This window comes from Streptomyces sp. NPDC021225, assembly GCF_044332865.1.
Classification (GTDB): Bacteria; Actinomycetota; Actinomycetes; order Streptomycetales; family Streptomycetaceae; genus Streptomyces.
Genome location: NZ_JBIRPV010000002.1, coordinates 101,734 through 124,020 on the forward strand (window position 1 = coordinate 101,734; position 22,287 = coordinate 124,020).

At 64.1% G+C, this 22,287-nt stretch carries 16 protein-coding genes and 1 tRNA gene; 6 read left to right on the forward strand and 11 right to left on the reverse strand.

From position 1 onward, the window contains the following. Nucleotides 1-122: 122 nt before the first annotated feature. The 3 genes from ACH4S9_RS08520 to ACH4S9_RS08530 all read left to right on the forward strand — a co-directional run bounded on the left by ACH4S9_RS08520 (nt 123) and on the right by ACH4S9_RS08530 (nt 2,970). Nucleotides 123-1,613, forward strand: a complete 1,491-nt coding sequence (locus ACH4S9_RS08520) for an FG-GAP-like repeat-containing protein (protein WP_311726474.1) — start codon at nt 123-125, stop codon at nt 1,611-1,613. A gap of 207 nt (nt 1,614-1,820) precedes the next feature. Beyond that, nucleotides 1,821-2,552 (forward strand): ferritin-like domain-containing protein, encoded by a 732-nt coding sequence (locus ACH4S9_RS08525; RefSeq protein WP_311726473.1) that lies wholly within the window; start codon nt 1,821-1,823, stop codon nt 2,550-2,552. 121 nt (nt 2,553-2,673) lie between these two features. Continuing rightward, entirely contained in the window at nt 2,674-2,970 is a 297-nt protein-coding gene (locus ACH4S9_RS08530) for a GYD domain-containing protein (RefSeq protein WP_311726472.1), read from the forward strand. 150 nt (nt 2,971-3,120) lie between these two features. Here ACH4S9_RS08530 and ACH4S9_RS08535 read toward each other — a convergent pair whose 3' ends face one another. The 7 genes from ACH4S9_RS08535 to ACH4S9_RS08565 form a co-directional block, all read right to left on the reverse strand. Further along, nucleotides 3,121-3,633: a hypothetical protein gene (locus tag ACH4S9_RS08535; RefSeq protein ID WP_311726471.1), complete on the reverse strand. Its 513-nt coding sequence runs from the start codon at nt 3,631-3,633 to the stop codon at nt 3,121-3,123. Between the two features lie 321 nt (nt 3,634-3,954). Continuing rightward, nucleotides 3,955-4,027: transfer RNA gene (locus ACH4S9_RS08540), tRNA-Arg, on the reverse strand. Between the two features lie 209 nt (nt 4,028-4,236). Then, the gene (locus ACH4S9_RS08545; protein WP_398370700.1) at nt 4,237-5,667 is read right to left on the reverse strand and encodes a hypothetical protein; all 1,431 of its coding nucleotides are present in this window, start codon (nt 5,665-5,667) and stop codon (nt 4,237-4,239) included. Continuing rightward, on the reverse strand, nt 5,660-6,664 hold the full coding sequence (locus tag ACH4S9_RS08550; protein ID WP_398370702.1) for a tyrosine-type recombinase/integrase: 1,005 nt from the start codon (nt 6,662-6,664) through the stop codon (nt 5,660-5,662). Before ACH4S9_RS08550 ends, ACH4S9_RS08545 begins: the two co-directional genes overlap by 8 nt. Nucleotides 6,665-6,785: 121 nt before the next feature. Continuing rightward, complete coding sequence (locus ACH4S9_RS08555; protein ID WP_398370704.1) at nt 6,786-7,160, reverse strand: hypothetical protein; 375 nt, start codon at nt 7,158-7,160, stop codon at nt 6,786-6,788. A gap of 66 nt (nt 7,161-7,226) precedes the next feature. Continuing rightward, a complete protein-coding gene (locus tag ACH4S9_RS08560; protein ID WP_398370706.1) occupies nt 7,227-7,568 on the reverse strand; it encodes a hypothetical protein in 342 nt (113 codons plus the stop codon). Between the two features lie 177 nt (nt 7,569-7,745). After that, nucleotides 7,746-8,219 carry a hypothetical protein gene (locus tag ACH4S9_RS08565; protein ID WP_398370708.1) on the reverse strand — a complete coding sequence of 158 codons (474 nt, stop codon included), beginning with the start codon at nt 8,217-8,219 and terminating at the stop codon, nt 7,746-7,748. Between the two features lie 1,151 nt (nt 8,220-9,370). On the opposite strand from ACH4S9_RS08565, the gene ACH4S9_RS08570 reads away from it, so the two are divergent. The 3 genes from ACH4S9_RS08570 (at nt 9,371) to ACH4S9_RS08580 (ending at nt 13,274) form a co-directional block, all read left to right on the forward strand. Next, entirely contained in the window at nt 9,371-9,754 is a 384-nt protein-coding gene (locus ACH4S9_RS08570) for a hypothetical protein (protein WP_398370710.1), read from the forward strand. A gap of 89 nt (nt 9,755-9,843) precedes the next feature. Next, the gene (locus ACH4S9_RS08575; RefSeq protein WP_398370712.1) at nt 9,844-11,301 is read left to right on the forward strand and encodes an ATP-binding protein; all 1,458 of its coding nucleotides are present in this window, start codon (nt 9,844-9,846) and stop codon (nt 11,299-11,301) included. Between the two features lie 116 nt (nt 11,302-11,417). Continuing rightward, complete coding sequence (locus tag ACH4S9_RS08580) at nt 11,418-13,274, forward strand: Druantia anti-phage system protein DruA (protein ID WP_398370714.1); 1,857 nt, start codon at nt 11,418-11,420, stop codon at nt 13,272-13,274. A 53-nt stretch (nt 13,275-13,327) separates the two neighbouring features. Here the strand turns inward: ACH4S9_RS08580 and ACH4S9_RS08585 are convergent, their stop codons facing one another. The 4 genes from ACH4S9_RS08585 to ACH4S9_RS08600 all read right to left on the reverse strand — a co-directional run bounded on the left by ACH4S9_RS08585 (nt 13,328) and on the right by ACH4S9_RS08600 (nt 21,414). Next, complete coding sequence (locus ACH4S9_RS08585) at nt 13,328-13,585, reverse strand: hypothetical protein (RefSeq protein ID WP_398370716.1); 258 nt, start codon at nt 13,583-13,585, stop codon at nt 13,328-13,330. 169 nt (nt 13,586-13,754) lie between these two features. Then, the gene (locus ACH4S9_RS08590) at nt 13,755-14,948 is read right to left on the reverse strand and encodes a hypothetical protein (protein WP_398370718.1); all 1,194 of its coding nucleotides are present in this window, start codon (nt 14,946-14,948) and stop codon (nt 13,755-13,757) included. After that, nucleotides 14,945-15,511 carry a DUF4365 domain-containing protein gene (locus tag ACH4S9_RS08595; RefSeq protein ID WP_398370720.1) on the reverse strand — a complete coding sequence of 189 codons (567 nt, stop codon included), beginning with the start codon at nt 15,509-15,511 and terminating at the stop codon, nt 14,945-14,947. The genes ACH4S9_RS08590 and ACH4S9_RS08595 overlap by 4 nt, the downstream gene beginning before the upstream one ends. Nucleotides 15,512-15,846: 335 nt before the next feature. Then, nucleotides 15,847-21,414: a DEAD/DEAH box helicase gene (locus tag ACH4S9_RS08600; RefSeq protein ID WP_398370722.1), complete on the reverse strand. Its 5,568-nt coding sequence runs from the start codon at nt 21,412-21,414 to the stop codon at nt 15,847-15,849. Nucleotides 21,415-22,287: the final 873 nt, after the last annotated feature.

Genomic DNA, 22,287 nt, shown 5'->3' on the forward strand with positions numbered 1-22,287 from the left:
CTGGTTACACAACAATGACATTGGGGCGTACAACGGGAGACCTGCTTTCCGCGTCGGACTGTGTGGGGGTGCGGCGCGCGGTGCGTGCCGTGTCGAACTCGACCACGCTGAAAGGCAGTTGTATGTCCCGAGCAGGACGCAGGATCCGTACCGCACGGCTGGGCTCGCCCCTGGCCGCCGCGGTGCTGCTCGCCGGAGGGCTCAGCGCCTGGGCCCTCACCGGAGCCCCGGCCCAGGCCGCCCCCGCGTCGGTGGACGTCCAGGACGACTTCAACGGCGACGGCTACGCCGACCTCGTCATCGGGGCGCCGAACGCCACGGTGTCCGGCAAGGCGAAGGCCGGCTACGTGGCCATCACGTACGGCTCGGCGAACGGACTGTCCACCGCCAACAAGAAGATCGTGAGCCGGTCGACCAGCGGGATCCCCGGCTCCGCGACCGCGGGCGAGCGCTTCGGGCTGACCTTCACCAAGGGCGACCTGGACGGCGACGGCTACGGCGACCTCGTGATCGCGGGCGGCCCCGGGGGCTCCGTCGTGCTGTGGGGCTCCGCCTCCGGGCTCACCGGCGGCACGAAGCTCGCCGGGTACGGGCAGGCCCCGCAGGCCGGTGACTTCGACGGGGACGGCAAGACCGACCTCGCGCTGTTCGCCCACAGCAGCGTCGCGGGCGACGACCCGCCGAGCGCCAAGGCCGCCCTGTGGAAGGGCCCGATCTCACGGTCCGGCACGCCCGCCGCCGTGCTCAACATCCTCGACAAGTCCGAGTGGTGGGGCTACGACGAGGACGACGCCTCCTGCGCCACCGGTGGCGGCTGCGAGGAGGACGGCGACTCGATCAGCGGGCCCATCGTCAACGGCCACGTCGGCGACATCAACGGCGACGGCAAGGACGACATCGTCCAGTGGATCTACACCGGTGACGGAACCTGGGGCAACCGGCTGCTGAACGGCGGCGCGTCGGGCTTCACCAAGTCCTGGGTGCCCGGCGAAGGCGCGGGCAGCGGCGTCGCGGGCACCGGCGTGGGCGACGTGAACGGTGACGGCTTCGACGACGTGGTGGTCGGCGTCGACGGCTGGAGCAGCAAGGTCCGCGTCGCCTACGGCTCGGCCTCCGGCCTGTCCGAGGCGAACACGAAGTCCTTCGACCAGGACCTGCCCGGCTTCTACGGCGCGGAGGAGGAGGGCGACGGCCTCGGCACGGCGGTCTCCGTGGACGACGTGAACGGCGACGGCTACGCCGACATCGCCCTCGGCATCCCCGGCGAGGACTTCAGCGGCCTCACCGACGCCGGTTCCTTCGCCCTGGTGCCCGGCAGCGCCTCCGGCTTCACCGGCACCGGCAGCCAGGTCTTCCACCAGAACACCGCCGGCGTGCCCGGAGTCGCCGAGACGGGCGACGAGTTCGGCGCCACCACCGCGCTCCTCGACGTCAACGGCGACGGCCACCGCGACATCGCCGTCGCCTCCACCGCCGAGAACGGCGACAACGGCGCCGTCTGGGTACTCCGCGGCACGCCGACCGGTCTGACCACGACGTCCGCCCTCGCCTTCGGCCCCGGCGACCTGTCCGCGCCCGCCACGAAGGCGCTGTTCGGGTTCAGCCTGCGCTGATCGGCCGGGCGGAGTGACGGTACGGGCCCCGCACGGCCGGCCTCACTCGCGTGGCCCCTGGCTGCCGGCCAGGGGTCACGGCTCGGGCCCCGCGCGTCTGCCTGTGTTCACCATGCTCAGCGGTCGAGCGCAGGGGAACGGTTTGCTGTTCGTCAGCGTCGTCCCTCTCCGGGGCACGGTGGCTGTGCCCCGGAGAGGGGAGACCGGGTGCATACGGGCGGCTTCGCCAAGTGGACAAGGCGGTTCGAGGACGCGCGCGAGCGCAGGCGCGCCCAGGGTGACCCGGACTGGGAGCAAGGCGCGACGCTGCATCCGGCGGTGTTGGCCGGCATCCAGCGCTTCCAGGTCGGCGAGGCCGGTGACGGCGCCAACCTCGTCGGCAAAGCGGATGAGGCCGGCGACGGCGACTACGCGCAGGCAGTCCGGCTCTTTGTCGCCGAGGAGCAGAACCACGCCCGTCTCCTCGCTCGGCTGTTGGCCGCGGGTGGTGCGCCGACGTTGACCGGCCACTGGAGCGACACGGTCTTCGTCCGGCTGCGGCGTCTCATGGGCCTGCGCCTGGAACTGCTGGTGCTGATGATCGCTGAAGTGGTGGCACTGCGTTACTACCGGGCCCTGCGCGATGGCACCGACGACGCGCTCACTTCGGATGTGGCGGGGCGGATCCTGTCCGACGAGCAGCGCCACGTCCCGTTCCACTGCGAGCGACTGCACATCTCCCTGGCGGAGCTGCCCCGCGCGATGCGCCGCCCGGTGATGGCCCTATGGCAGCTTCTTCTGCTCGCGGTCTCCCTCGTCGTCGCCGCCGACCACGGTCCGGCGCTGCGACGACTCGACATCGGACGCCTGCGATTCGTGGCTGATGTCGCGGCCTCGTCCGGCGCGGTCGTCTCCGCGGTGCTGTCGCCCCGCCCAGACGCATGGACGAGCCCGGGCTGACAACGGACAGCCCACCGCTTCCCGCCCACCATTGCCCGTTCGGGCGCGTACCTCGTGCGGGTCCCAGCCCGGGTGTCCAGGCTTGACCTTGGGATGTGTCTCCTCGTGAAGGTGAAAGAACATGCCGACGTACATCGCCTTGCTGAGCTGGACTGATCAAGGGGCCCAAAACTACAAGGACACCGCGAAGCGTGCCGAGACGTTCGGCTCAGCGGTACAAAAGCTCGGGGCCAAGCTCCTGAGCATCTACTGGACCATCGGTCCATACGACGTTGTGGCCGTCGTCGAGGCGCCTGACGACGAAACCGCCACGGCAGCACTCCTGCAACTGGGTGGGGTGGGCAATGTCCGTTCCACGACTCTGCGGGCCTTCGGCCGGGAGGAGGTGGAGCGCATCGTCGCCAAGGCGGCCGGGTGACGATCATCTCGACCCGGCCTCGTAGCCTGGAACGGCCTCGGCGCCGATCTGCCCACCGCTCTCCTGGGCAGAGGGCAGATCGGCTTGGGCGCCAGCGACCAGAACGGCGAGCTGAAGGTGCTGGCAGACGGCTATGCGTCGGTGTCGGCGTCAGGCCGAGCTGGTGCCCTTGAAGCCGTAGTGGCGGACGTCCTTGCCGTCCTCGTCCCAGTTGAGCCTCAGCGCACCGTCGGCGTACCCGCTCTTGCTACCCACGTACTTCTTGATCGTGGACGAGGTCCACGAACCGTTGCCGCTGCCGTCCATGGCCGCCAGCTTGGCCCGGATGTCGAAGTCTTTCCTGGCCAGGACGGTGTCCGGGCCGGCGTCGGCGCGCTTGAGATACAACCGGAAGTGGGCGCTGTCGAAGGTTTCCTTCAGGTCGGATCCGGAGTACCACGGGGGCGCGTCCCAGGTCACCTTGGCCTTGGCATAGACGTAACTGCCCGACCGGGCCACGCAGTTCTTGACGGTGAAGTCCCAGTTATCGGCCCACGGACCGGAGTACCCCGCGTCATCGATGGTGCGGGAGCTGCTCTTGCACTTCCAGCTCAGCGCGGACGCCGGGGAGGCGGCCAGCATCGATGCACCGACGACGGTAGCGCCGACCAGCGCAGCCGACATGACCTTCCTGCGCGCGGACGACCTCTGCGCAGGTGATACTCGATGCAGACTCAGTTTCATGGGTCCCCCTTGGGTTGTTGTTGGGTTTTACTTTGCCGAAGCAGTGGTCGATCACCCTACAGTGCCTTCTCGGTCGCCCGTTCCCGCATCAAGTAGGGGCGGCTCCTCCGCACTTGGCCTCATGCCGGGAGCGCGAGGCCGCCAGTCGATGGCATGCATCTGTCAATCACCGGACTCTGGGCGGACTCAAGTAGCACGGAGCCAGACAAAGCGAAGGGCCAGCCTGGGAGGAAACCCCTCCTGAGCTGGCCCTTTGTTCTGTGCCCCCGGCAGGATTCGAACCTGCGACACCCGCTTTAGGAGAGCGGTGCTCTATCCCCTGAGCTACGGAGGCGGGGGCTTGTAGAAAACCTTGCACGGAACTCGGTGAAGTGCCCGTGGCCAGGTCTCTCTGTCAGGCCCTGAGCGTCCTGGAAGCGACCGCTGTGGCGTGGACAGGCTGGGCCTGGTGACATGCCGCAGCGCCCGCCGGGGCGCTCGATCCACAGGGTACCGGATCGGGGCTCGGGCGGGCGCTGGTGTTGGTGGGTTGGCGGTGGGGTGCTAGGCGGTGGGGCTCAGCAAGGGGGGCCCCTCTTCGTGGAGGGCCCGGCTCGTTGAGTTCTGGGCGAGGACGAAACCGAGGGTGAGGAGCTTCTGGGCCTCGACACCGTAGGAGATCAGGCGCCCGTTCCACAGTGAGGCGTCGAGCTGGGAGTGGCCCGACTCAGCATCGCTGCGGTAAGGGTAGACGAGCTGGTGGGTGCGGGTGTACTCGGGGATCTGCTGGAGGTGCTCGGCGCGGTGGAATCCGCGTTCCTCGTCGCTTTCGCCGGCCGGGCGTTCCCCGGCACGGCTGGTGGTGGCGACGGCGACGCGGTGGATATGGGCCCCGTGGCGGCAGGGGATTTCCAGGACGTGGTACCAGCGGTAGGTGCGGGTGCCTCGTCTTTCCAGTCTTCTGATCGGCACCGGCACCAGTTCCGTCGTACCGTCGGCGAAGGCGACTTTTTCCGTGATGCGTCCGTTGGCGGCCCATAATTCATGGATGCAGCGTCCTGGGCGGAGAATCTCGTAGAATTGTGGTTCGTTTCCTTTGTGCTGTTTGTTGATGACGAGGCCGCCGCGCCGGGCGATGGCGTCACGGTGGGTGCCGCGGAAGGCGCCGTCGTAGAGGACGCCCATGCATCCGCGGGCTGCGTTCATGATGGCGAGGACGCCGTCGACAGCGATGGCGGCTTCCCCACCCGGGTGCTGGTGGGGCACGTAGCGGGAGTCAAGGAAGACCCGGGAGAGATAGTTTTCGTCTTTCCGTGCGGAGAAGAAGACATATTTAGGGCCGTATGCTTCGTTTCCGCCTCCCTCTCGCTGTGGGGCGGATGCGGGGTCGATTCGGTGGTAGCGGATTTCTCCGGTTTTCATGTCGATGCTGCGGTGGGCCCGGGCGAGGGTCGGGGATTTGAGGACCGTTCCGTCGGCGGCGATGAGCTGGTGGCGCCCCGGGCTGCTCCAGGAGCGGCTTTCGTCTTCTGGAAAGATTCCCTGCTCGAGTGCCTGGTCCAGGGCGAGCATGCGGTACAGGTCCCACAGGTCGTCCGCGTGGTCCCGTAGGCGGCGCTGGGCGTGGAGCCACTGGGAGCGGGTCGGTCCGGTCTCCGGGAGGAGTAGGGCGGCTTCGGCACCGAGTTCGCTGCGTACTCCTGACCGGAAGATCTTCCATATCTCGGGATCTTCGAGGTGTGCGGCGGTGCGGCGCGCGGAGGCGAGGACGCTGCGGGCGGAGAGGAAGAACAAGAACGCAACATCGGGGTAGCCGCGGCGCCGGCCGACCCTGCCTGGCGGCGGGAGGGCTTCGGCAAGGTGGTGGAGGTCGGGGTTGTGAGCGCAGTCGGTGAGGCGCTCGTGGAGGGTGCGGCGGTCCCGTTCGGTGAAGGCGCGCTTGCGCGGTGTGCGCTGGGCCGGCGGGAGGGCGTCCTGGAAAATGTCGTCAGGCATGCTCGGCTCCCGCTTCCGGCGCAGGGGTGGTCCAGTCGAGGCCGATCAGGTCGGCGGCGCGGTCGAGGGAGCGGAGCCCGAGCCGACGGGCAACGTCCTCGATGGTCCGGGTCTCGTCGTAGAGGCGCACCGCCGCGTACGCGGTCAGCGAGGCCGGTTTGACGTGTGGGTCGGCACTCAGACCGATTCGGCGGATGAGGTCGGCCAGGGCGACACAGGCCCTTGCCTGCAACTGTTCGTCCGGTGCCGGAGCCGAGGAGACGGCGAGCCGGGCGTCCGGTGCTGCTTCGGCGCGCAACTGCTGCTGGGTGACGAAGGCGGATCTGGCCTTCAGGACACGCAGAGCCCAGGGATCGAGAGGGCACCAGCGGGGGTCGGTGCGTGTAGAGCCGTGCATCCAGACGGCGGCAGCCTGTTTGTCGAGGTCGCGGACGCGGATGTGACCGATCTCCCCTGTGTGTCCGCCGGACAGCGCCAGGGCGGCTGCGGCTGCGTGCCGGCTGGGCCTGGTGACGTACTCCGCGGCCTGGCGCAGGGCGATGGCCTCGTCCTCGTCCAGGGGACGGACGCGGGTGCGGGTGCGTTCGGGGAGGCGGATGCCGCGGGTGGGGTCCGTGTTGCTGAGGCCGAGGTCGTACAGGGTGCGGTAGAAGGAGCGCAGGACGGCGCGGCGTTGGTGGAGGGTGGCGTTGGCGGAATCGCCGATTCGACCGTGGCGGGTGCGGCCCTGGGCATAGACGAAGTCCTCCGCGATGTCGGCTGTCGCCTCGGCGAGGAGGGTGACGCCGCGGTTCTGGCTGTACCGCGCGTATCGCTCCAGCAGTTGCCGAAAGGCGCGATGGGTCTGGGGGGACATCTGTCCCTGGAAAGTCATCTCGTTCCAATGGGTGACGGCCTGCGTGACGGCATACTCCAGCGTCGCGTCCGCAGCGGGGCATGCGGGCGTGAGGGTGCCATCGGGCAGGGCTCCGGGTAGTGGCGCGCGCGGCACTGGCATGGGGAACCTTCCCGAGGTGGTGCAAGTTCACACCACTGTGGAAAGGTAGAGACGCCTGTGCAAGCGCTGGCGCGCAAAGAGGTGACGCCGGCGGTCAGCCGCCGGCGCGGAAACCCCGTGGTCAGGCCCGCTGGCGGGACAGGACGTCGTAGATCGTGGCGAGCGATCGCATGACCGCGCCGTAGTCCTCCGCGTTCAGCTGTTCCAACTGGTTCATGCTCAACGGCAGCACCAGGCCGAGCTGCGGGCCGGGTTCGGTGGCGGGGCTGGGCCCTGGCGGCTCAGGGTCGCTTGGACGTGAGTGCTGGGTGCCCCTGTCCACTGTGCTGGACAGGCGCAGAGTTCCGTCGTCGGCCCGCTCCATGTAGCGGGCGAGTTCCAGCCAGTCCACCAAGTGGACCCATGGGGTCAGCCGGGACGTGGGGTAGGGCCGCATCGCCTTCGCGACATCCTCGGTGCTGAGCGAGGTCTCCGCTGGGACGGAGGCGACTAGCAACTGATACACCCAGGAGTCGCGCCAGACCTCCCCGAATAGGGTGCGTGCCGCCTCCCGGTCGGTGGGCTATGCCCGGCCGACGCGGGCACCGGCAACGGTCGGAGTCCAGCCGGCCGGGCCAGAGGTCAGCAGTCCGGTGTCGGTCAGGAAACGCAGGGACGCAGTGACATCGCGGTTGAGACCAGTCTCGCGGGCAAGGTCGCGGATCTTGGCGGCGGACCGCCCTGTCGCGCAGGTGGTGACGGCGGCGGCGAGGAGATCCACCTGCCGGTCGGCGGAGATGGTGACGGGCGGCATGCGGTAGGAGGCCGTCTTGCCACCCGTGCTGGACGCCGTGTCGGTTGTGGCGTAGTGGGAGGTGCCCCGGTGACGGGAGCGTCCGGCCGTGCCGGACGAGGAGGCTTTCATTTCGTGGGTCCTTGGTCCGTTCGTCGCCGAAGAGATCGGCGGTTTCCGGAAGGGCTCACGCTGAACGGACCGCATGGCCTAAGCTGGCCACCGGTGCGTGAGCCCTTATCTGCAGGGATGCGCCAACGGCCGCCGTGGGCTCGACACTTGCGGCGGCCGATCTGCTTGTGTGAGCCCTTATCCGTCCCTGGTGGCCTCCGTTCCCGCAGCAGCGAGCCAGTACCGGGACTGACTGTCGCGAACCACGGTGCCTTCCTTGCGCAGCTTGGTCAGCCGGGCGCGGATGCTGGACGCGGAACTCGTCACGCCCATCGCCTCCGCCTTCCGCGTGATCTCCAGCGGGAGCAGACCTCCCCGTCCGCGCAGGACGTGGAAGATGCACTCCTCGATCGTCAGGCTGCTCTGGTCCGATGCGGACGCAGCCGTACGGGCTTGCTCCTCGCCGTTGCGTGTCCCGTCGGCCTCACCGGCGTAAGCCTGCATGGCGCGCAGGGTCGCGGTGTTCTCCGCCAGACGCATCTCGAGCGTCGAGATCCGCGCCACAATCCCGTCGCGGTCACGACGAGCGGCTTCGATCTCGCGCTTCAGCTCTTCCGTGCTGCTGCTCAGGTCGGACAGGAAGCTACGGGTGGACGCGCTGACGTCGTGCACTGCGTCTCCCCCCTGTCGCATACCGGCTGGCGCGGCCCTCATGATCCGCTGCGCCAGCATAGACAACAACAACTGGCCCTGTCTCCAACATGGTTGAAGCACCTGAGGTCATGAGGTGTGCAGTCGCCAGCTGCGGTGCCCGTAGGTAGGGACTCACCTGGGGGAATGAGGAAAGCGGCCCGCCCGGAGGAATGCGTAGCATGGATCGGGGAGCGCAGCGCTCAACGGTCCAAGTGGGCTTCCCATTGACCGTGCGCTCTGCTGAGTGAGCTCCTTGCCGCCGGCATCTCATGCTCCAGCGGGGTAGCACTCGGCCCGCTTCCACCGGTGGTCAGCGCAACCCGCGACGGAGCACGATGGCGAAAGTCGCCGATGACTACAAGCACTGGTCATCTCATCGGGTCGTAGACCAGGCTGAAGGCGCGGTTGGCCGCCTCCTAGGAGCCCCTCGCACGTCGGGCTGGGCTGCTATCACGCCACCGTGCTCCGGACCGAATGATCAGTGACTTCCGCAAGTTGCCCTGGGCCGCTGCTGTCACAGAGGGGGAACTGTAGGAGGAAGCGGCTCAGCGGTTCTTCTTCGATGATGGTCTCCGGGGCTGCGTCACAGGGGTCTTCGGTGTGCCACACGCGGGGATCTGCTTCGTCCGGTCCCTCCGGTGGCCCACGGGAGGGACCAGTCCATGGAGGCCCAATACAACACGGCGAATACCGGCCGGTCGCCGAGCGGTCCGGAGGCGCGCTCGGGCTGCTTCTATACCGGGTTGTGGAACCTGTTGCTCGCTGGGCGGAGGCGGGCCAAGCGGTGGAAGGCGGCCAACGCCTCTGGGAGGCTGCCCGGTTCGCCCACCGTGTTCTAGTCTAGTCCTTGGCTGGCTCCGTCTCCTCCGCAGGGAACCAGGCAGGACGAGCGACTCCAGGGCTCGGATCGGATCCGTCTCCATGAGATCGAACCACTCCACCCCGGGCACCGGCCCGAGTGCCCGTTACCGGCCGGACGGCGTCCAGCACTACGCGGCCAAGCGGACAGGCCAGCGAACCGTCGTGAAACTGCGAATTTCTGTCACAGAAGACGCCCCACATCACACGCGCGAGGGAGCAGCCGGTCGACCCAGTGCCTGCCTTGCTCTTCCATCAGTCATGATGCTCGCATGGGTACCATCCAGTCAGCAGCAGAGGTCATGCCTCTGCTGGAACCCCTCACGGGGCAGAAGATCGCCGCACTCCAGGTGCTCGGCATCAACTCGCTGAAGACGCTTTCGCCACCTCTGGAGGCGCTAGCGGGGGAGGCGGTGACAGCGGCGGATGTCGTCGATCGCACCCTTCGCATCGACACGACGAGCCATGTCATCTCGTTTGATCTGCAGCGCACCGGTCGGGTGGTCCTGCTTGAGTCCGCGGAGCCCTATCGGTTCGTTGCCGGGGCTAATCGCCCTACAGTCCGTCTTCTGATGGCGGATGGGGCGGGCCTGGACTTGATCGAACCGGCCAAGACCAAGCGGATCACGGTGACGATCACGACCAGGCCTGCCTGACCCCAGCCGCACCAAAATGATCTACTTCCCAGGGCTGCCTCGATGCAGCTACTCTCGACGCAGAGATATGGGCAAGTCATGGGGAGTCGATGGGCCAGCAGACGCACCGGAAGGATGACCTCCTGGTCTCCTCCAACTTCATTCGAGCGATCCGGGAGTCGGGCTACGTCAGCCTCTCGACCGCTCTCGCAGAACTCATCGACAACTCCCTCCAGGCCGCAGCAACCGAGGTCGCGATCACGGTCGTGCGGACCAAGGCAGATGATGATCCGGAGATCTGTGTCGAGGACAACGGTCACGGGATGTCGCGTTCCGAGATTGAGGCGTGCCTCCGCTTCGGTGGTTCGTCACGCTTCGACGAGCGGCAATCGTTCGGTCGCTTCGGCATGGGGCTGCCTGCCGCATCGCTCAGCCAGGCTCGACGGATCGAAGTGACCTCCTGGCAGAACGGTCGGAATGCGCACCAGGTCTCTTTGGACGTTGATGCTGTCTCTGCCGGGGCCCCACTCGACCTTCGTGCCCGCCGTCAACCTGGCAGTACTGAAGGCTCGGGGTGCCGGGTGGTCTGGCGAAACTGCGACCGCATCGAGTATCGCCGCCTCGCCTGGCTCGAGCGGGCCCTGCGTCGTGACCTCGGACGCCTGTACCGCCGCTTCCTGAGCAGCGGCGAACTTGTCTTGACCATCAACGGGAAGCAAGTCGACCCAGTCGATCCCATGCTCCTTACAACCAGGATCGAGGGCCGTAGTGCAGGGCTGACCTTCGAGCCGATCCGCTATGAACTCGCCACCTCATCGGGCAAGACCGCCTTCATCGCGGTCCGGTTCGCGATGCTGCCGGTGCAGCACTGGCATCACCTGGACAATGCGACCAAACGACGCACGGGCATCGTCGGCGGAGCCGGCGTCTCCATCCTGCGTGCTGGCCGTGAGATCGCGAGTGGCTGGCATCTTATGGGGGCGAAGCGCAAGGAGAATTACGACGACTGGTGGCGATGTGAGATCGACTTCGACCCCATCCTCGATGAGCACTTCGGGATCACTGTGAACAAGCAGGGCATCCGGCCGTCTCAGGAACTTCAGGAGGCCCTCGGACCGGAGCTGGAGTCGATCGCCCGGCTGCTGAACTTGCGCGTACGCCAAGCCTTTGAGGAGGTCAAGTTCCAAGCGGCAACAGAGACGTCATGCCGTATAGCGGAGGCCGCGGACGCCGACCTGCCCGTTATCCGGTCGACCAGAAAGGGGTCGGGCGCGCTGAGCTACCGAATCGGGTCCGAGCAACTGCCGATTGAGACGATGTTCACCTCGGCCCTGAAGCGGCGCACGCTCGATGTCACACTCAACGTTGATCACCCAGCCTTCGCAGCGCTGTACCGGCCCCTGCAGGCACTGAGCGACGAGGCGGGGAGAGACCTACGCACTGCACTCGAACTGTTCCTACTATCCTTCGCCCGTACCACGACCCTCCTGGGCAGCGACGGTCACAACTGTGACGACCTCCTGCGACTATGGAGCAAAACCTACGGACGGATGCTCCAGAAGTCATGAAAGAAGAGGCCAAGCCCGTTACCCTCAGGCTCCCCGCCGACGCTTCCCGCCGGGAGAGGCAGGCGTTCGCTCGTCTCTGCACCCTGCTGGCAAGTGCTCCGCTCGGATCCACCGAGGTGAACAGTCACGATCACTGGATTCAGGCAGCCAAGATCAAGAACCTGTACGAGCAGCCGCTGCTCGCGGCAGCTGCTCACACCGCCATCGATCTGGTAGATCAGGGCTGGACGATCCAGGCCGATAAGTCCGGGCACGTCTTCACTCCCCCGTTGGCGAGCGGTGACCGAGAGAAGGAGAAAGCCCGTATCCGACGCCAGGAGCATCTGCGTCGGGACGAGCAACTCGGGCAGAGCAGCGTTCAACGCTTCGTCGAGGGTATGGAGCGCACGCACCAGCACGGCGGCCGGCTGGTCTCCATCTTCAATCTGATGCGCGACGGCCGGGAGCTGGCGGACGCACTACAGAGTGCCGGCGCATCCACAGACGTCATCAGACCGTACGTTCAGATCGTGGACTCCTCGACCTGCGATCTGACAGGTTTCAAGCTTCACGACATCTGGCGTTACTTCCGTCATACTTGGTCTAACGCCTACGCAACCGTGCCCGGCCGTTCGATGCCAATCTTGATCCGGGACGCGGCCACTGAATTCCACACCGTCATTGGGCTGGCGGCGATCTCCAGCCCGGTTGTTCAAATCGCCGAGCGCGACCACTGGATGGGCTGGGAAACTGATCAGTTTCTTGAGCAGGTGCGGGCTGAGCCCACTGCTGACATCGCCCGCTGGCTGGCCCGACGGATCAAGATTCAGCAGGAAGAGATCTATGTTGATGATCTCCTCCGCGACGGGATCCTTCAACCGACCGACCTGGCGACGCCTAACTCGGAAGCAATCGGCCGGCTGCGGGCTGACGCTGAACGGCACCGTCAGCGACACCACCAGGCCAGCACAATCCGCGAGGTCCGCAACATAGAGCGTGGTGCGTGGGTGGATCGGGCCACGACAGATCTGTTTCGCAGTAAGCGTTCAGCAGCGCTTGCCGAGACCTTGGAGATCGTCACCCTCCTAGGGGCCTATCTCTCTCCGCCCACAGCCGAAGGACTCACCAAAGCTTTCTCCGATTCGAAGGCGCGGGCCCAGATGCGTCGCGTGGTACGCCGCGCACGAGGAGAGCGGGTCGGCACCGTCATCGCCGACCTCACCATCTGTGGCGCCGTGGCGCCTTATAATGCGCTGGTGGCAGGTAAGCTCGTAGGGGCCCTGGCCGTCTCACCGAGGGTACTGACTGCTTACCGCGAAAAGTATTCACGCCCCAGTGAGATTGCCTCTGCGATGGCCGGCCGCCCAATCCTGCGCGAGCCTCGCCTTTCCTTCATCGGAACCACGTCGCTCTACGGAACTGGTTCAAGCCAGTACAACCGATTGTTCTGGCCTGCTGAGGTGATGGGAGGAAAGAGCAACGCCCGGATCGGGTTTCACGAACTTGGACGGTCACGCTCCTTTGGAACCTCTCACTTCTCCAGTGAGACCGTCGAAGCCCTTGTTCGGCTTTCGGCCCTACGCGGATCGCTCGTACGAGTCAACAATCTGTTCGGTGAAGGAGTCAGCCCTCGTCTACGGAAGGTGAGGCTAGGGATCGCCGCACTTGGGTGGCCCGCCAACGAACTCCTCAGGCACGGACGTGAACGCATCCTCTACGGAGTTCCGTTGGTCGAAAACCTGCGAGACTACTCACTCGGCGTCGATGAGGAACCGGAGTACCTACTCAATCCCGATCTGCCTGAAGCAGACGCTAGGGTCGCCAACTGGTGGCTTGAACGCTGGTGCCGACAGAGGGCCGCACGCCAGGACGTCCTTGAGTCCATGCGTTCCCATCGGCTGGTCCGCCCAGTCCGGCATGGCGCCCGGGTACCGTTGCCTACTGCAGACGGGATGCCGCCGATCAACCAAGGAATGCTGCCCATCTTCACATAGCCGGGAGGCGCCCCTTCGGCGAGTGCGGGTCATGTCTGGAGCGGCACGAGGCGTCATGTATGTCGGTCCAGCGCGGCTGCGATTACATCCACAGCCCGACCGCTGCTCGCCTCGATGTCGACCCAGCGGATCGGCGGCAGGGGAATGGGCACCGGCTCCTTCACCCGCTGTAGGGCGCCGACGAGGTGCCGGTCCTCGGAGAGAAAGACGTCACAGTCCGGCAGATAGCAGGCTAACTGGTTGTCGTGCGGCCCGTGCTCTTGGTGACCATACGCGAGCACTGCCACCCCAGCCAGTTGCGCGGCATCCATGCTTCGTCGATGTCTTTGAGCCAGTAAACGCACGGGCATCTCATCCCCGCCTCCCGAGGGTACTGCCGGACGATCGTGCAGGCCACGTTCCGCCCGGACGGAATGTCGCCGTAACAGGTCAGGCGGGGACGCCCATGGTTTGCCTACTATCAACCCGATAAGCGTCTCCTCAGGAAGTGCCCGAGTCGGGATTTTCCGAACCTGTAAGGTGGCGCAGGAAGCTCGAATCGACTTCGATGCTGCCGGTTAGGCGCCAAGTGCGGCGCTCGTAGGACAGGTCGCCCGTCACAGTAAAGGGAAGTTGGCGCTCATAGGCCATGATCGCCCAGCTGTGATTCGCTCCCGTCAATGGAACATGAACTCGCAAAGTCTTTCGTTTCACCTCCGCCACGATGATAGCTGTTCCTGCCTCTTCGCCATTGGGCGTCGAATCTTCCCGTATAAGCGACCTAACGAGACCGGCTAGCCTTTCACGCCGTACGGGCTCTTCCCTTTGCACAAGTTGTTCTCGAACACGCGGAAGCTCAACAATTGTGTCTCGGTCTAGCGTAATTGTTGCTAGGCCCACGTCCGGCCTACGTTCAGCCGCTGCCCACTCGAAAGAAAAGTCCAGTGAGCGAAGGTGCTGTGACAGTGACATCTCTTCGAGCGACTCCACTAGCCCCGTACTAAGCCCTAGGCTGCTTGGAGCTGAGAGAGCCTCTTCGTCCCAGGACTGTGTTAGACGCTTTGTGGTCTCTAGGCCTCTGGCCAAAGTTTCCATGACTTGCCGTGGAAAAGGTATAGCATGTTCCTCGTGGTCATCGACTGGTTGCGGATTAACCTCGCCTAGACGGGATACTACGGTGAAGACAAAGCTGCCACGCTTCGTGTGCCCCAGCCTTACATCCTCTTCCAGGAACTCGTTGACCGCTGCCGGCCGCCGTCCTTTATTTGGATGATTAGGGTCAACTGCTGTAGTTGCAGCTGACTTCATCAACTTGAGGATGGCTTGTAGTGTCTTTTCGGCCTGTCGAAAAGGGATTGTCCCATCGATCATTTCTTGATCGAGACGCACGAAGAACAAGTCCGCTCGTGTAGCGATGATGTGTTCCAGTAGTTGCCCGGCATCCCAGTCGTGAATATGCCCGAGCGACTCCAACGTGTCCGCGAAGCGTGGTGCGAAGTCTGCGAAATCTGTAGCTAGCGGGACCATGACACGGGGCGCGGTGGCCAATGAGGCCGACCGGTAGCGCCAGACCTCGCGAACCTCCGGCTGCTTCTGTTCCAGCTCCCAGTCGTGAGAAGCCAGGAACTGAGAGACTGCGGGAGGAGTCAGCGCGGATGCAATCTCACGGTAGCTGTCAAACGCGGCTCGGGTCACCTCAGACCCCTCTCTGCATCGCCGATTGACTTCATGATGCCCAGAAGCTGCTCACCCGTGAAGAGGTTTCGGCGTGGTAGATGTACCGTGTGGTAATCATTGATCGAGCCGTCATATCTCAGGTTATCCGCAGACTCCCAGAACATGCGGCTACGCGTATACAAGCCATATTCATTTGCGTGAAGCCAGGGTTCCGGATCGCGTGGAATGAGGAGGATGCCAAGGTAGGCGGGAATATACCGCTTCGTGCGAGTTAGTTTCTGAAACGGTTTTGCCTTCATTTTCCACGTCATGCTGTCATCTTTAAGTAAGCTCTCCTGGTAGGTGCACTTCAATTGAAGCTCGAACTGCGGCCCGTAGTAGCCGCGATACTCTGTCGAAGAAACGATCGTAATGTCAACGCCCTCATAATCGGTCTCATGGGTTTTTATGGAGCACCCGGCCGCGTAAGCGATCATGCGAGTGAACGATACACTGAAGTGCTCCTGTAGTGCTGTGATAGGTATCTGACCCTCCGCAAGGTCTTGTTCGCCCATCATTTCATTAGTGCCGCCTTCGGCCATATTTCCCCTTTGGTATTCCTTCATTGATTGCCGAAGCGAGTCACGAAGGAGGGAGTAACGTTCAAGATGTTAAGGTTTTCGCTTATGTTGGTCCCGTCTATTCTCGTGTAGGGCGCCGCTAAGTACCTTCATGATTTCAGCACGGGCGGCGGCCCGCATAGCAATATGCAGGCCGCCGCCCTATGGGGCTATCTCCCCTTGCCGCGTGAGCAGGAGAGGTAATGGAGACCAACTCGGCCAAACTCAGGCCTCAGTGTCGCCATATCTAAGGGGTAAGCGGTTGCAGAAGTGCCTCGCGTGCCCGACCGCCGATAGGCATCGCATCTAGTTCTGGCTCATGCCAGAGCCCTCAGAACGGTTTGGGTCGCGAATGGCAAGTTCTGGGAAATCACCAGATCGTCGACCAGGTGGACCGAAACTTTGCTCTTCTCGGCACTTTCCTGGGCACGCCGCAACCGGTCGTTCGGTGCTACGCCCGGAGTCAGCGGGCTATGAACACCAATGATCCATTCACGGTCACACTTCCTGGCCAGGATGGGCGCAGTGACCGGACCGACACCCTCGACGTCGATCTTGACGCCTCGCTCGAACGAGATACCGAGCTCTCGGCTGTCGAGATCCTCGAAGAGCCTGTCGGTCGATCGCGCGAGTCGTGCTTCGTCAAGAGCCGGTGGCGTGTCGTCGATCAGGTAGCGGAGGAGGCTGACCCCGACGTGGCGGTCAAGGAGGTTGTGTTCGAACCGGTTGCGGAAGCTGCGCAGACAGCGGTAGCAGGACTCATCGCAGTTCGCTGGGCAGTCTTCGAGAAGGCCCAGCGTTTGCCTAAAGATCTCCATGCCGTGGTCGTTGACCCGGCGAGTGAAGCCGGCACCGCCGGCGAGGGTGTCGTACATGTAGATGTCGGCTTCGCGGCCTTCGCCACCAAGAGGTGTCAGCGCAGGACGGTATTCCGCTTGCAACTCCGTGGCCTCGATTCCGAGCTTCCGTGTCGCAGCAATCGTCAGGGCCTCAGCAATTGTGCGCAGCGCGATGTGTGTCGATAGGTAGTCCGGCTTGAGGGTGATGGGCGAATCTACCTTGAGACGGACGAGGAGCACGTCGGAGATGAAGTCAGTACCGAGCACCAGACCGCGGGTCGAGCGAGATCCGGGACAGTTCGGTTCCTTTTCGTCGGGGTAGGGCTTCTTGTGTGTCCCATTCACCACGCCCGTGGCCGAGGCTGTCGGCTCAATGAGCCCGCAGAGCGTGCAGTAGGTGTACCCCTCGCTGCGGGGACCGGTGTTCGTCACCAGCAGCGTCTCGCGGCGATACGTCTGCTCTAGCCGGTTCGTGACGCTTTGCCAGGCGCTCTCCTCGGTCGGCCCGGACGCCATGAGCTTGGCTCGCGTGGCGTAACTGCGAGCCGGGGCCTTGTCGGCACTAGTGCCGGGATCCTTCCTGGCCGGGTGCGCAAACCCTGGCGGGCGCATCCAATTCTTAGCCTTGCCGAACTTTCCTTCGGCACGGCAGGCCGGACAGTTGCGTTCATCCCCAGGCGCGGCCTCGCCGTACGAGTAGTAGTTGGCGTAATGGCACACCTGGCACTCAAAGTAGAGCAGCTTGTCCCGCCAAGCTTGGTGACGCGCCTCTTGGACTGGCGCGTAGATGGCCTCGGAGGTCCATTCTTTGTTATCGATCCACACCACCTTGCCGGGCGCGTACTGGCTGAGCGCTACCGCAAGACCCTGACTGGGCGCATAATGGAACTCAGGCTTGAACCGCGTCGACCGATCGATATCAAAGACGTAGAACGAGACGACATCCGTCGGGAACGCGTAACGCGGCAGCACTCCCTTGTATAGGAGTCGATCGAGCAGGTTCTTCTGGGTCCGCCGGGCATTCGGCTCCTCCGGATCCTCGGCTGGGTCCTCCGTATCCTCCTCATCAGACTCTGATGACGCGTCACTGCCGGAGGCCGTTACAGGGTGCCCGCTGACATCGAGGTCAAGGGCCTCGTCGATCGAGTCGAGAGTCCTTGTGACGAAGTTTTCTAGGACGGAGTGGTGGCCGTTTTGGTCGAGCTCGTCGGGGAGCCATGCCGCAATGTCTTGCCGAAGAGAGTCTGCATTGGCGTTCAGCCACCCTTCCAGGTCGGCCCTGTTCAGTGGGGAAGTTGTCCCGGTGAAGTCCGTGATTTGTCCCAGTACCTCGAAAAGCTGTGGCTGCTCGTCGGGGTCGATATCAGGAAGACGGTCCTGGTGGTAGCGCTGCAACAGGTACGCGATTACGTGACGGCGTGTGATCTCCTCGTTGTCCATCGTCAGTACTGGGTCATCGACCGGACCGCGGATCATCAGTGCCGGCTGGCGGAAGTAATGATCGTCGTGGGTGTCAGCGCTTCCGAAGGCCAGTACAGTGGCGACTGCGTTGCCCCGCCGACCGGCCCGACCTGCGCGCTGCTGATAGTTCGCGCGCGAAGGTGGCATGTTGCGCAGAGCGACACCAGACAGATTTCCGATGTCGATGCCCACTTCCATGGTGGTCGTGCAAGACAGAACATCGATGGCGGCGGGTTTCTTCCGATCTCCGGATCCGGGCAGACCGAGGTCGACATCTTGGAACAGCAGCTCATGTTCTTCTGCCTTGGAGAAGACAGCCTCTGACTGTGCCGCGGCATTGAGCTGCGCCGTATGCTCAGCGGCGATGATGCTCATGGGAGACTCGGGGCTGTCCCGTAGAGCTCGTGTGGCGCTGGCGCGGTAGTACCCCTTACGGGCTTGGAAGACCGAGTCTGTATCGGGGTCTAGCGTACGGACTTGGTCGTCTCGGCAATTGACGCACCGGGAAGAACCGGGGAACGGTCGCTGGGTGAAACGACAGCGTTCACAATAGCCCCAAGTCGTTTCGAGATCCAAGTAGACCTTCGAGGCTGACAGTCGGTATTTCCCAGCCACCGCTTCGCAGAACTCCTGAAGCAGTGTAGGCAGCCATGTGTCATTGAACTGCTTCTTCGCTGCCTTGGAGTCGAGCCACTGGTCAATCGATTGAAATTTACCTGTGTGCGGGTGGACGCCACCTTCCGTCTTCCACCAGTCGCCATCGGTCATGGACGGGAACCAAATGCCGGGAGTCGTCCATTGCATGAGCCACATTCGCATGAGCCCCAGCTTGGATTCCTCGCTGACCGCCACGCCGTCGATGTCGGGGAGCGTTGCGAGTAAATCAGCAGTCCTGGCTCGGGGCTCGCGCAGGGATGCGAGGCCGAGGGATGCGAGGCCGAGGTATTTGTCCGTGAGCGTCGCGTACATCGTCCGCATCAGCGCATGCGGTGGCGGATCGGTGATGCTGAACAACTGCATGAGCTCGCCGGGATTGCCCTTGAGCGCGCCCTTCTCGATGGCCGCTTCGACCCTGTCCAGGACGTGAAGTGACTCAGAAGGACGCAGTTCGGGGCGAAGCCGAACCGACAATTGGCGGGCGCCAACCATTACTGCCAGATACAGATGGTTCATGGACAGCATGGGCTCGAGCATCGTCTTTTCTAGCTCTTGCCACCCGCACACGATCAGGGGCCGCATGGCGTCGCGCATAGAGTAACTCTGCAGGTTCGGAGCGAGACGGGCGGCGACCTGACGGGAGTCGGAAAAAGCGAGCACCTTACGCCCACGCAATGGCGCGAAGTCGGTGTTCGGCTGCGCGCCTGGTGGCTGCATTTCAAGCTGACGGGTCACCAAGGCCTGAAATGGTTGGTCACCCTTCGTTTGGTGATCTTGCACTGACGAGCGTCCGTAGCCTGCGCGCCGACCGCAGACACCGCAAGGCTTGAACTGACCGTCCGCCTCGGCCTCGTCGCCGTCATCTTCGCCAGCGATTGGTTCCCCACTCCGAAGCCCAGGAAGGAAAACGCTGCGGACGCGACGATCGAGTACCTTCTCTGGGTTAAGTCTGCCGGTGACCAGGTCGAGGTCGGCCAGTTCGACGTTCTTCTCGTAGGGCTCTTCGAGTAGCAGGTCAAGGGGCTGCAGTTCCGGGATGAGGCCGGACGCGGACTGGAAGGCTCCTCCCGGCTCGTTCCACAGGTGCGAGGGGTTGGCGAGGTCGTCGGTATAGGCCCGCGCGTAGGAGGAGCCACAATGTCGGCACGTGTACAGCTCAAAAACCCTGGTTCCGCAGTCACAGGCTGCTCTGGGCTGGGCATAAAGTCGACCCACTGGGCCTGGCTCTGGGTAAACCTCTCGGTCGACCTCCGGGCAGTCAGGGTCGAGACATGCCCAGAGCCCGGGGAGACCGCGGAAGAACGCATGCACGCGGCACGGCAGCAGCCCTACACCGTCCACCGACCGTCGTGCCGCGCTACCGAGTGCAACCAGAGCAGAAACGGCTCTGTCAGCGAGAACTTGGTCCACATCCGGGAAGATGAGTGTGCCCAGGTCACTGACGGGCTCTGCCTGCTTCATGGTCTCGTTGACGAGGAGATTCATCGGACCGAGGGCGTGGAGCGCCTCGTGTAGCAGTTCGCCGACCGTGACACCCGGCCTCAGGCCCACCTCACGGTAATCCAACAGGCCTTGTACAGAAGCAATGCGGGCGTCGTCCCCTTCACTCTGATAGAAATCGTGCATCGGCACGGCAGCCAGGGCCTGTGCATCCTGCAGGCTCCCTGTGCTGGCGCCTGCCCGAAGGGAGAGCTTGCCTTCGACGCTCTTGAAGTCGGCCTCGGACTTGCCGCTCAACTGCGCGGCGAACTGACGCGCATACCGGGAGCTCGTGAAGCTGGCACTTGTGCAGATCACCTGCAACTGCTCCGCCGGGATACCGAGCCTCGCGCGTAGACGACGGAGCAGGAGTGCCACCTCGGCGCCGGCGGCTCCGCGGTACATGTGAGCTTCATCGATGATCAGAAGGAACTTCTCGTCGGGATTGTTCGCCAACCAGTCCCGTGTGGCATCGAATACGGGCCGCTCAAGCGGACGCATCAGCATGTACTCAAGCATCGAGTAGTTCGTGATCAGGACGTCTGGAGGCTCTTCCAGCACTTCGTGGCGTGTCAGAAGCTCCGGGTCTTCGGGACGGGTGACGGCACGGATGAACTCACCAGCCTTGTTCTTCCACCGGGAACCGCTCTTGCCATACCACGTCTTCAGATCCGGCTTAGCTGGCCACTTGCCACGTGCCTCCAGTTCCTTGATGAGAGCCGCTGCTTCGTCGCGCTGGGGCGATGAGGAGTCGTTCGCCAGGTCGATCAGGTTGATGTAGAAGTCATCGATGGAGCGAAGACGCGTCTGGTCCTTCTTGGCCTTGCGCACGCCGGGGTACAGTGTCCGGCTGGTGTAGCGAGCGAAGCGTGCCGGACGGTCGGCCCACTCGCTGAACTTGGCAGTGACGCGTGGATCGCTCAGTAGGAGGCGAAGACGGCCCAACTGGTCGTTCACTAGCGCGTTCATCGGGTAGAGGATCAGAGACCTCACAGCCGGAACCTTGAAGGACTCGGGCTTGTGTGCGGCCTCTGCCGCGAGTTTGGCCAGCATCGGTAGGAGGAACGACTCAGTCTTCCCCGAACCTGTACCGGTGGTGACTGCCAGGCTCAGGCCATCCCGAGCGGTCGACTCCAGTGCCTCAGCCTGGTGGGTGTAGGGCGGGTCGTACAGCAGGCGCTTCGAGCCAGCCGCATGTGTCGACAGGCTTTTGAGGAGCTCTCGCACGGCTTCGTCGAGGTCCAGATCGCCGAAGCTGCGGTCCGTCTGGTAACGAGGGGTGCTCTCGATGAAGGGGGCCTGGAACAGCACGCCTTCTTGCTCGAGCAGCTCGCGACGCTGGTCGAGCACGGTGGGATGCCCGATGTGATAGGTCGCCTCGATGTAGTCCCGAAGGGCTGTCTGGATCTTGCTGATCGTCTCTGCGATCGTTGGCGCTTCCACTGTCACGCCACCCCTCCCTCTTCACTGACGTGCATCCATAGCATGTCAGTGAAGAACGCCGACACTTGACCGATCGCCGATATCGGTACGCGGTAAGAGACGAGCGCCCCTCTTACCTGTGAGACAGGCATACCCACAAGATCGAGATAGCGCTGCGCCCACCCGGGCACGGGGCTGAACAGGTCCAGACATCGGTCGCCGGACGTCCCCGGAGCAGGGTGTATGTGCATGGCTTGTGGTTCGCCCGCCAAGGCATCGATGGCTGCCTGAGTGCGCCACGCCTCGTCGCAGCCTGGTGCAGCGAGGTCCTCAACTGGAAGATCCACGAGTGCGCGAGGGGCTCCCTGCTCCACACGTACGAAACACCACAAGTCGGCGCCGTAGGCCTGAGAGCGGCGGGCAACGAAGTCTCCTGAGTCACTGCTCGCGAGTTGTCGCCAGCGACCTCGGTAGTAGAGGACGGATGCCGCCGTATCGATGATCTTGAGACCGCCGACCTCTCCAGACTCACCCGCTCCGTCCAAGCGCTGACGCATCACAGTGACGACCGCGGCCGCCTGATCCGTCCTAGGTCGCTTGAGCCAGTGATCAAGAGGTATCTCATGCAGGCTGGCGGCACGCAAACGAGCCGGACCGAGCTGAGTGTCGAGCTCGAGAGACCTGGTGTGGCCCTCGTACCGCATTCCTGCGCCCAGCAATTCGTTCACGAGCGGTGCGCCGTTGGGCCGTACACCGAGCAAGAGGTACCGTCCGGGCGCCGTCTCCACGAATGAGGGTGGAGCCCGGTAAATCTGACGACCCTTAGGATCACTTCGGCGAGGAAGCTCGATCAGGTCACCAATCGATACCAAAAGGTCTAGCTGTGCTGCCACATGGTGA

Excerpts from the sequence above, each read along its gene's own strand:
- ACH4S9_RS08530 (WP_311726472.1), top strand. The coding sequence starts at position 2,674 with ATGCCGACGTACATCGCCTTGCTGAGCTGGACTGATCAAGGGGCCCAA.
- ACH4S9_RS08520 (WP_311726474.1), top strand. The coding sequence starts at position 123 with ATGTCCCGAGCAGGACGCAGGATCCGTACCGCACGGCTGGGCTCGCCC.
- ACH4S9_RS08545 (WP_398370700.1), bottom strand. The coding sequence starts at position 5,667 with ATGCCTGACGACATTTTCCAGGACGCCCTCCCGCCGGCCCAGCGCACA.
- ACH4S9_RS08595 (WP_398370720.1), bottom strand. The coding sequence starts at position 15,511 with ATGGCCGAAGGCGGCACTAATGAAATGATGGGCGAACAAGACCTTGCG.
- ACH4S9_RS08560 (WP_398370706.1), bottom strand. The coding sequence starts at position 7,568 with ATGAAAGCCTCCTCGTCCGGCACGGCCGGACGCTCCCGTCACCGGGGC.
- ACH4S9_RS08585 (WP_398370716.1), bottom strand. The coding sequence starts at position 13,585 with ATGGATGCCGCGCAACTGGCTGGGGTGGCAGTGCTCGCGTATGGTCAC.
- ACH4S9_RS08535 (WP_311726471.1), bottom strand. The coding sequence starts at position 3,633 with ATGTCGGCTGCGCTGGTCGGCGCTACCGTCGTCGGTGCATCGATGCTG.
- ACH4S9_RS08575 (WP_398370712.1), top strand. The coding sequence starts at position 9,844 with ATGGGCCAGCAGACGCACCGGAAGGATGACCTCCTGGTCTCCTCCAAC.
- ACH4S9_RS08550 (WP_398370702.1), bottom strand. The coding sequence starts at position 6,664 with ATGCCAGTGCCGCGCGCGCCACTACCCGGAGCCCTGCCCGATGGCACC.
- ACH4S9_RS08570 (WP_398370710.1), top strand. The coding sequence starts at position 9,371 with ATGGGTACCATCCAGTCAGCAGCAGAGGTCATGCCTCTGCTGGAACCC.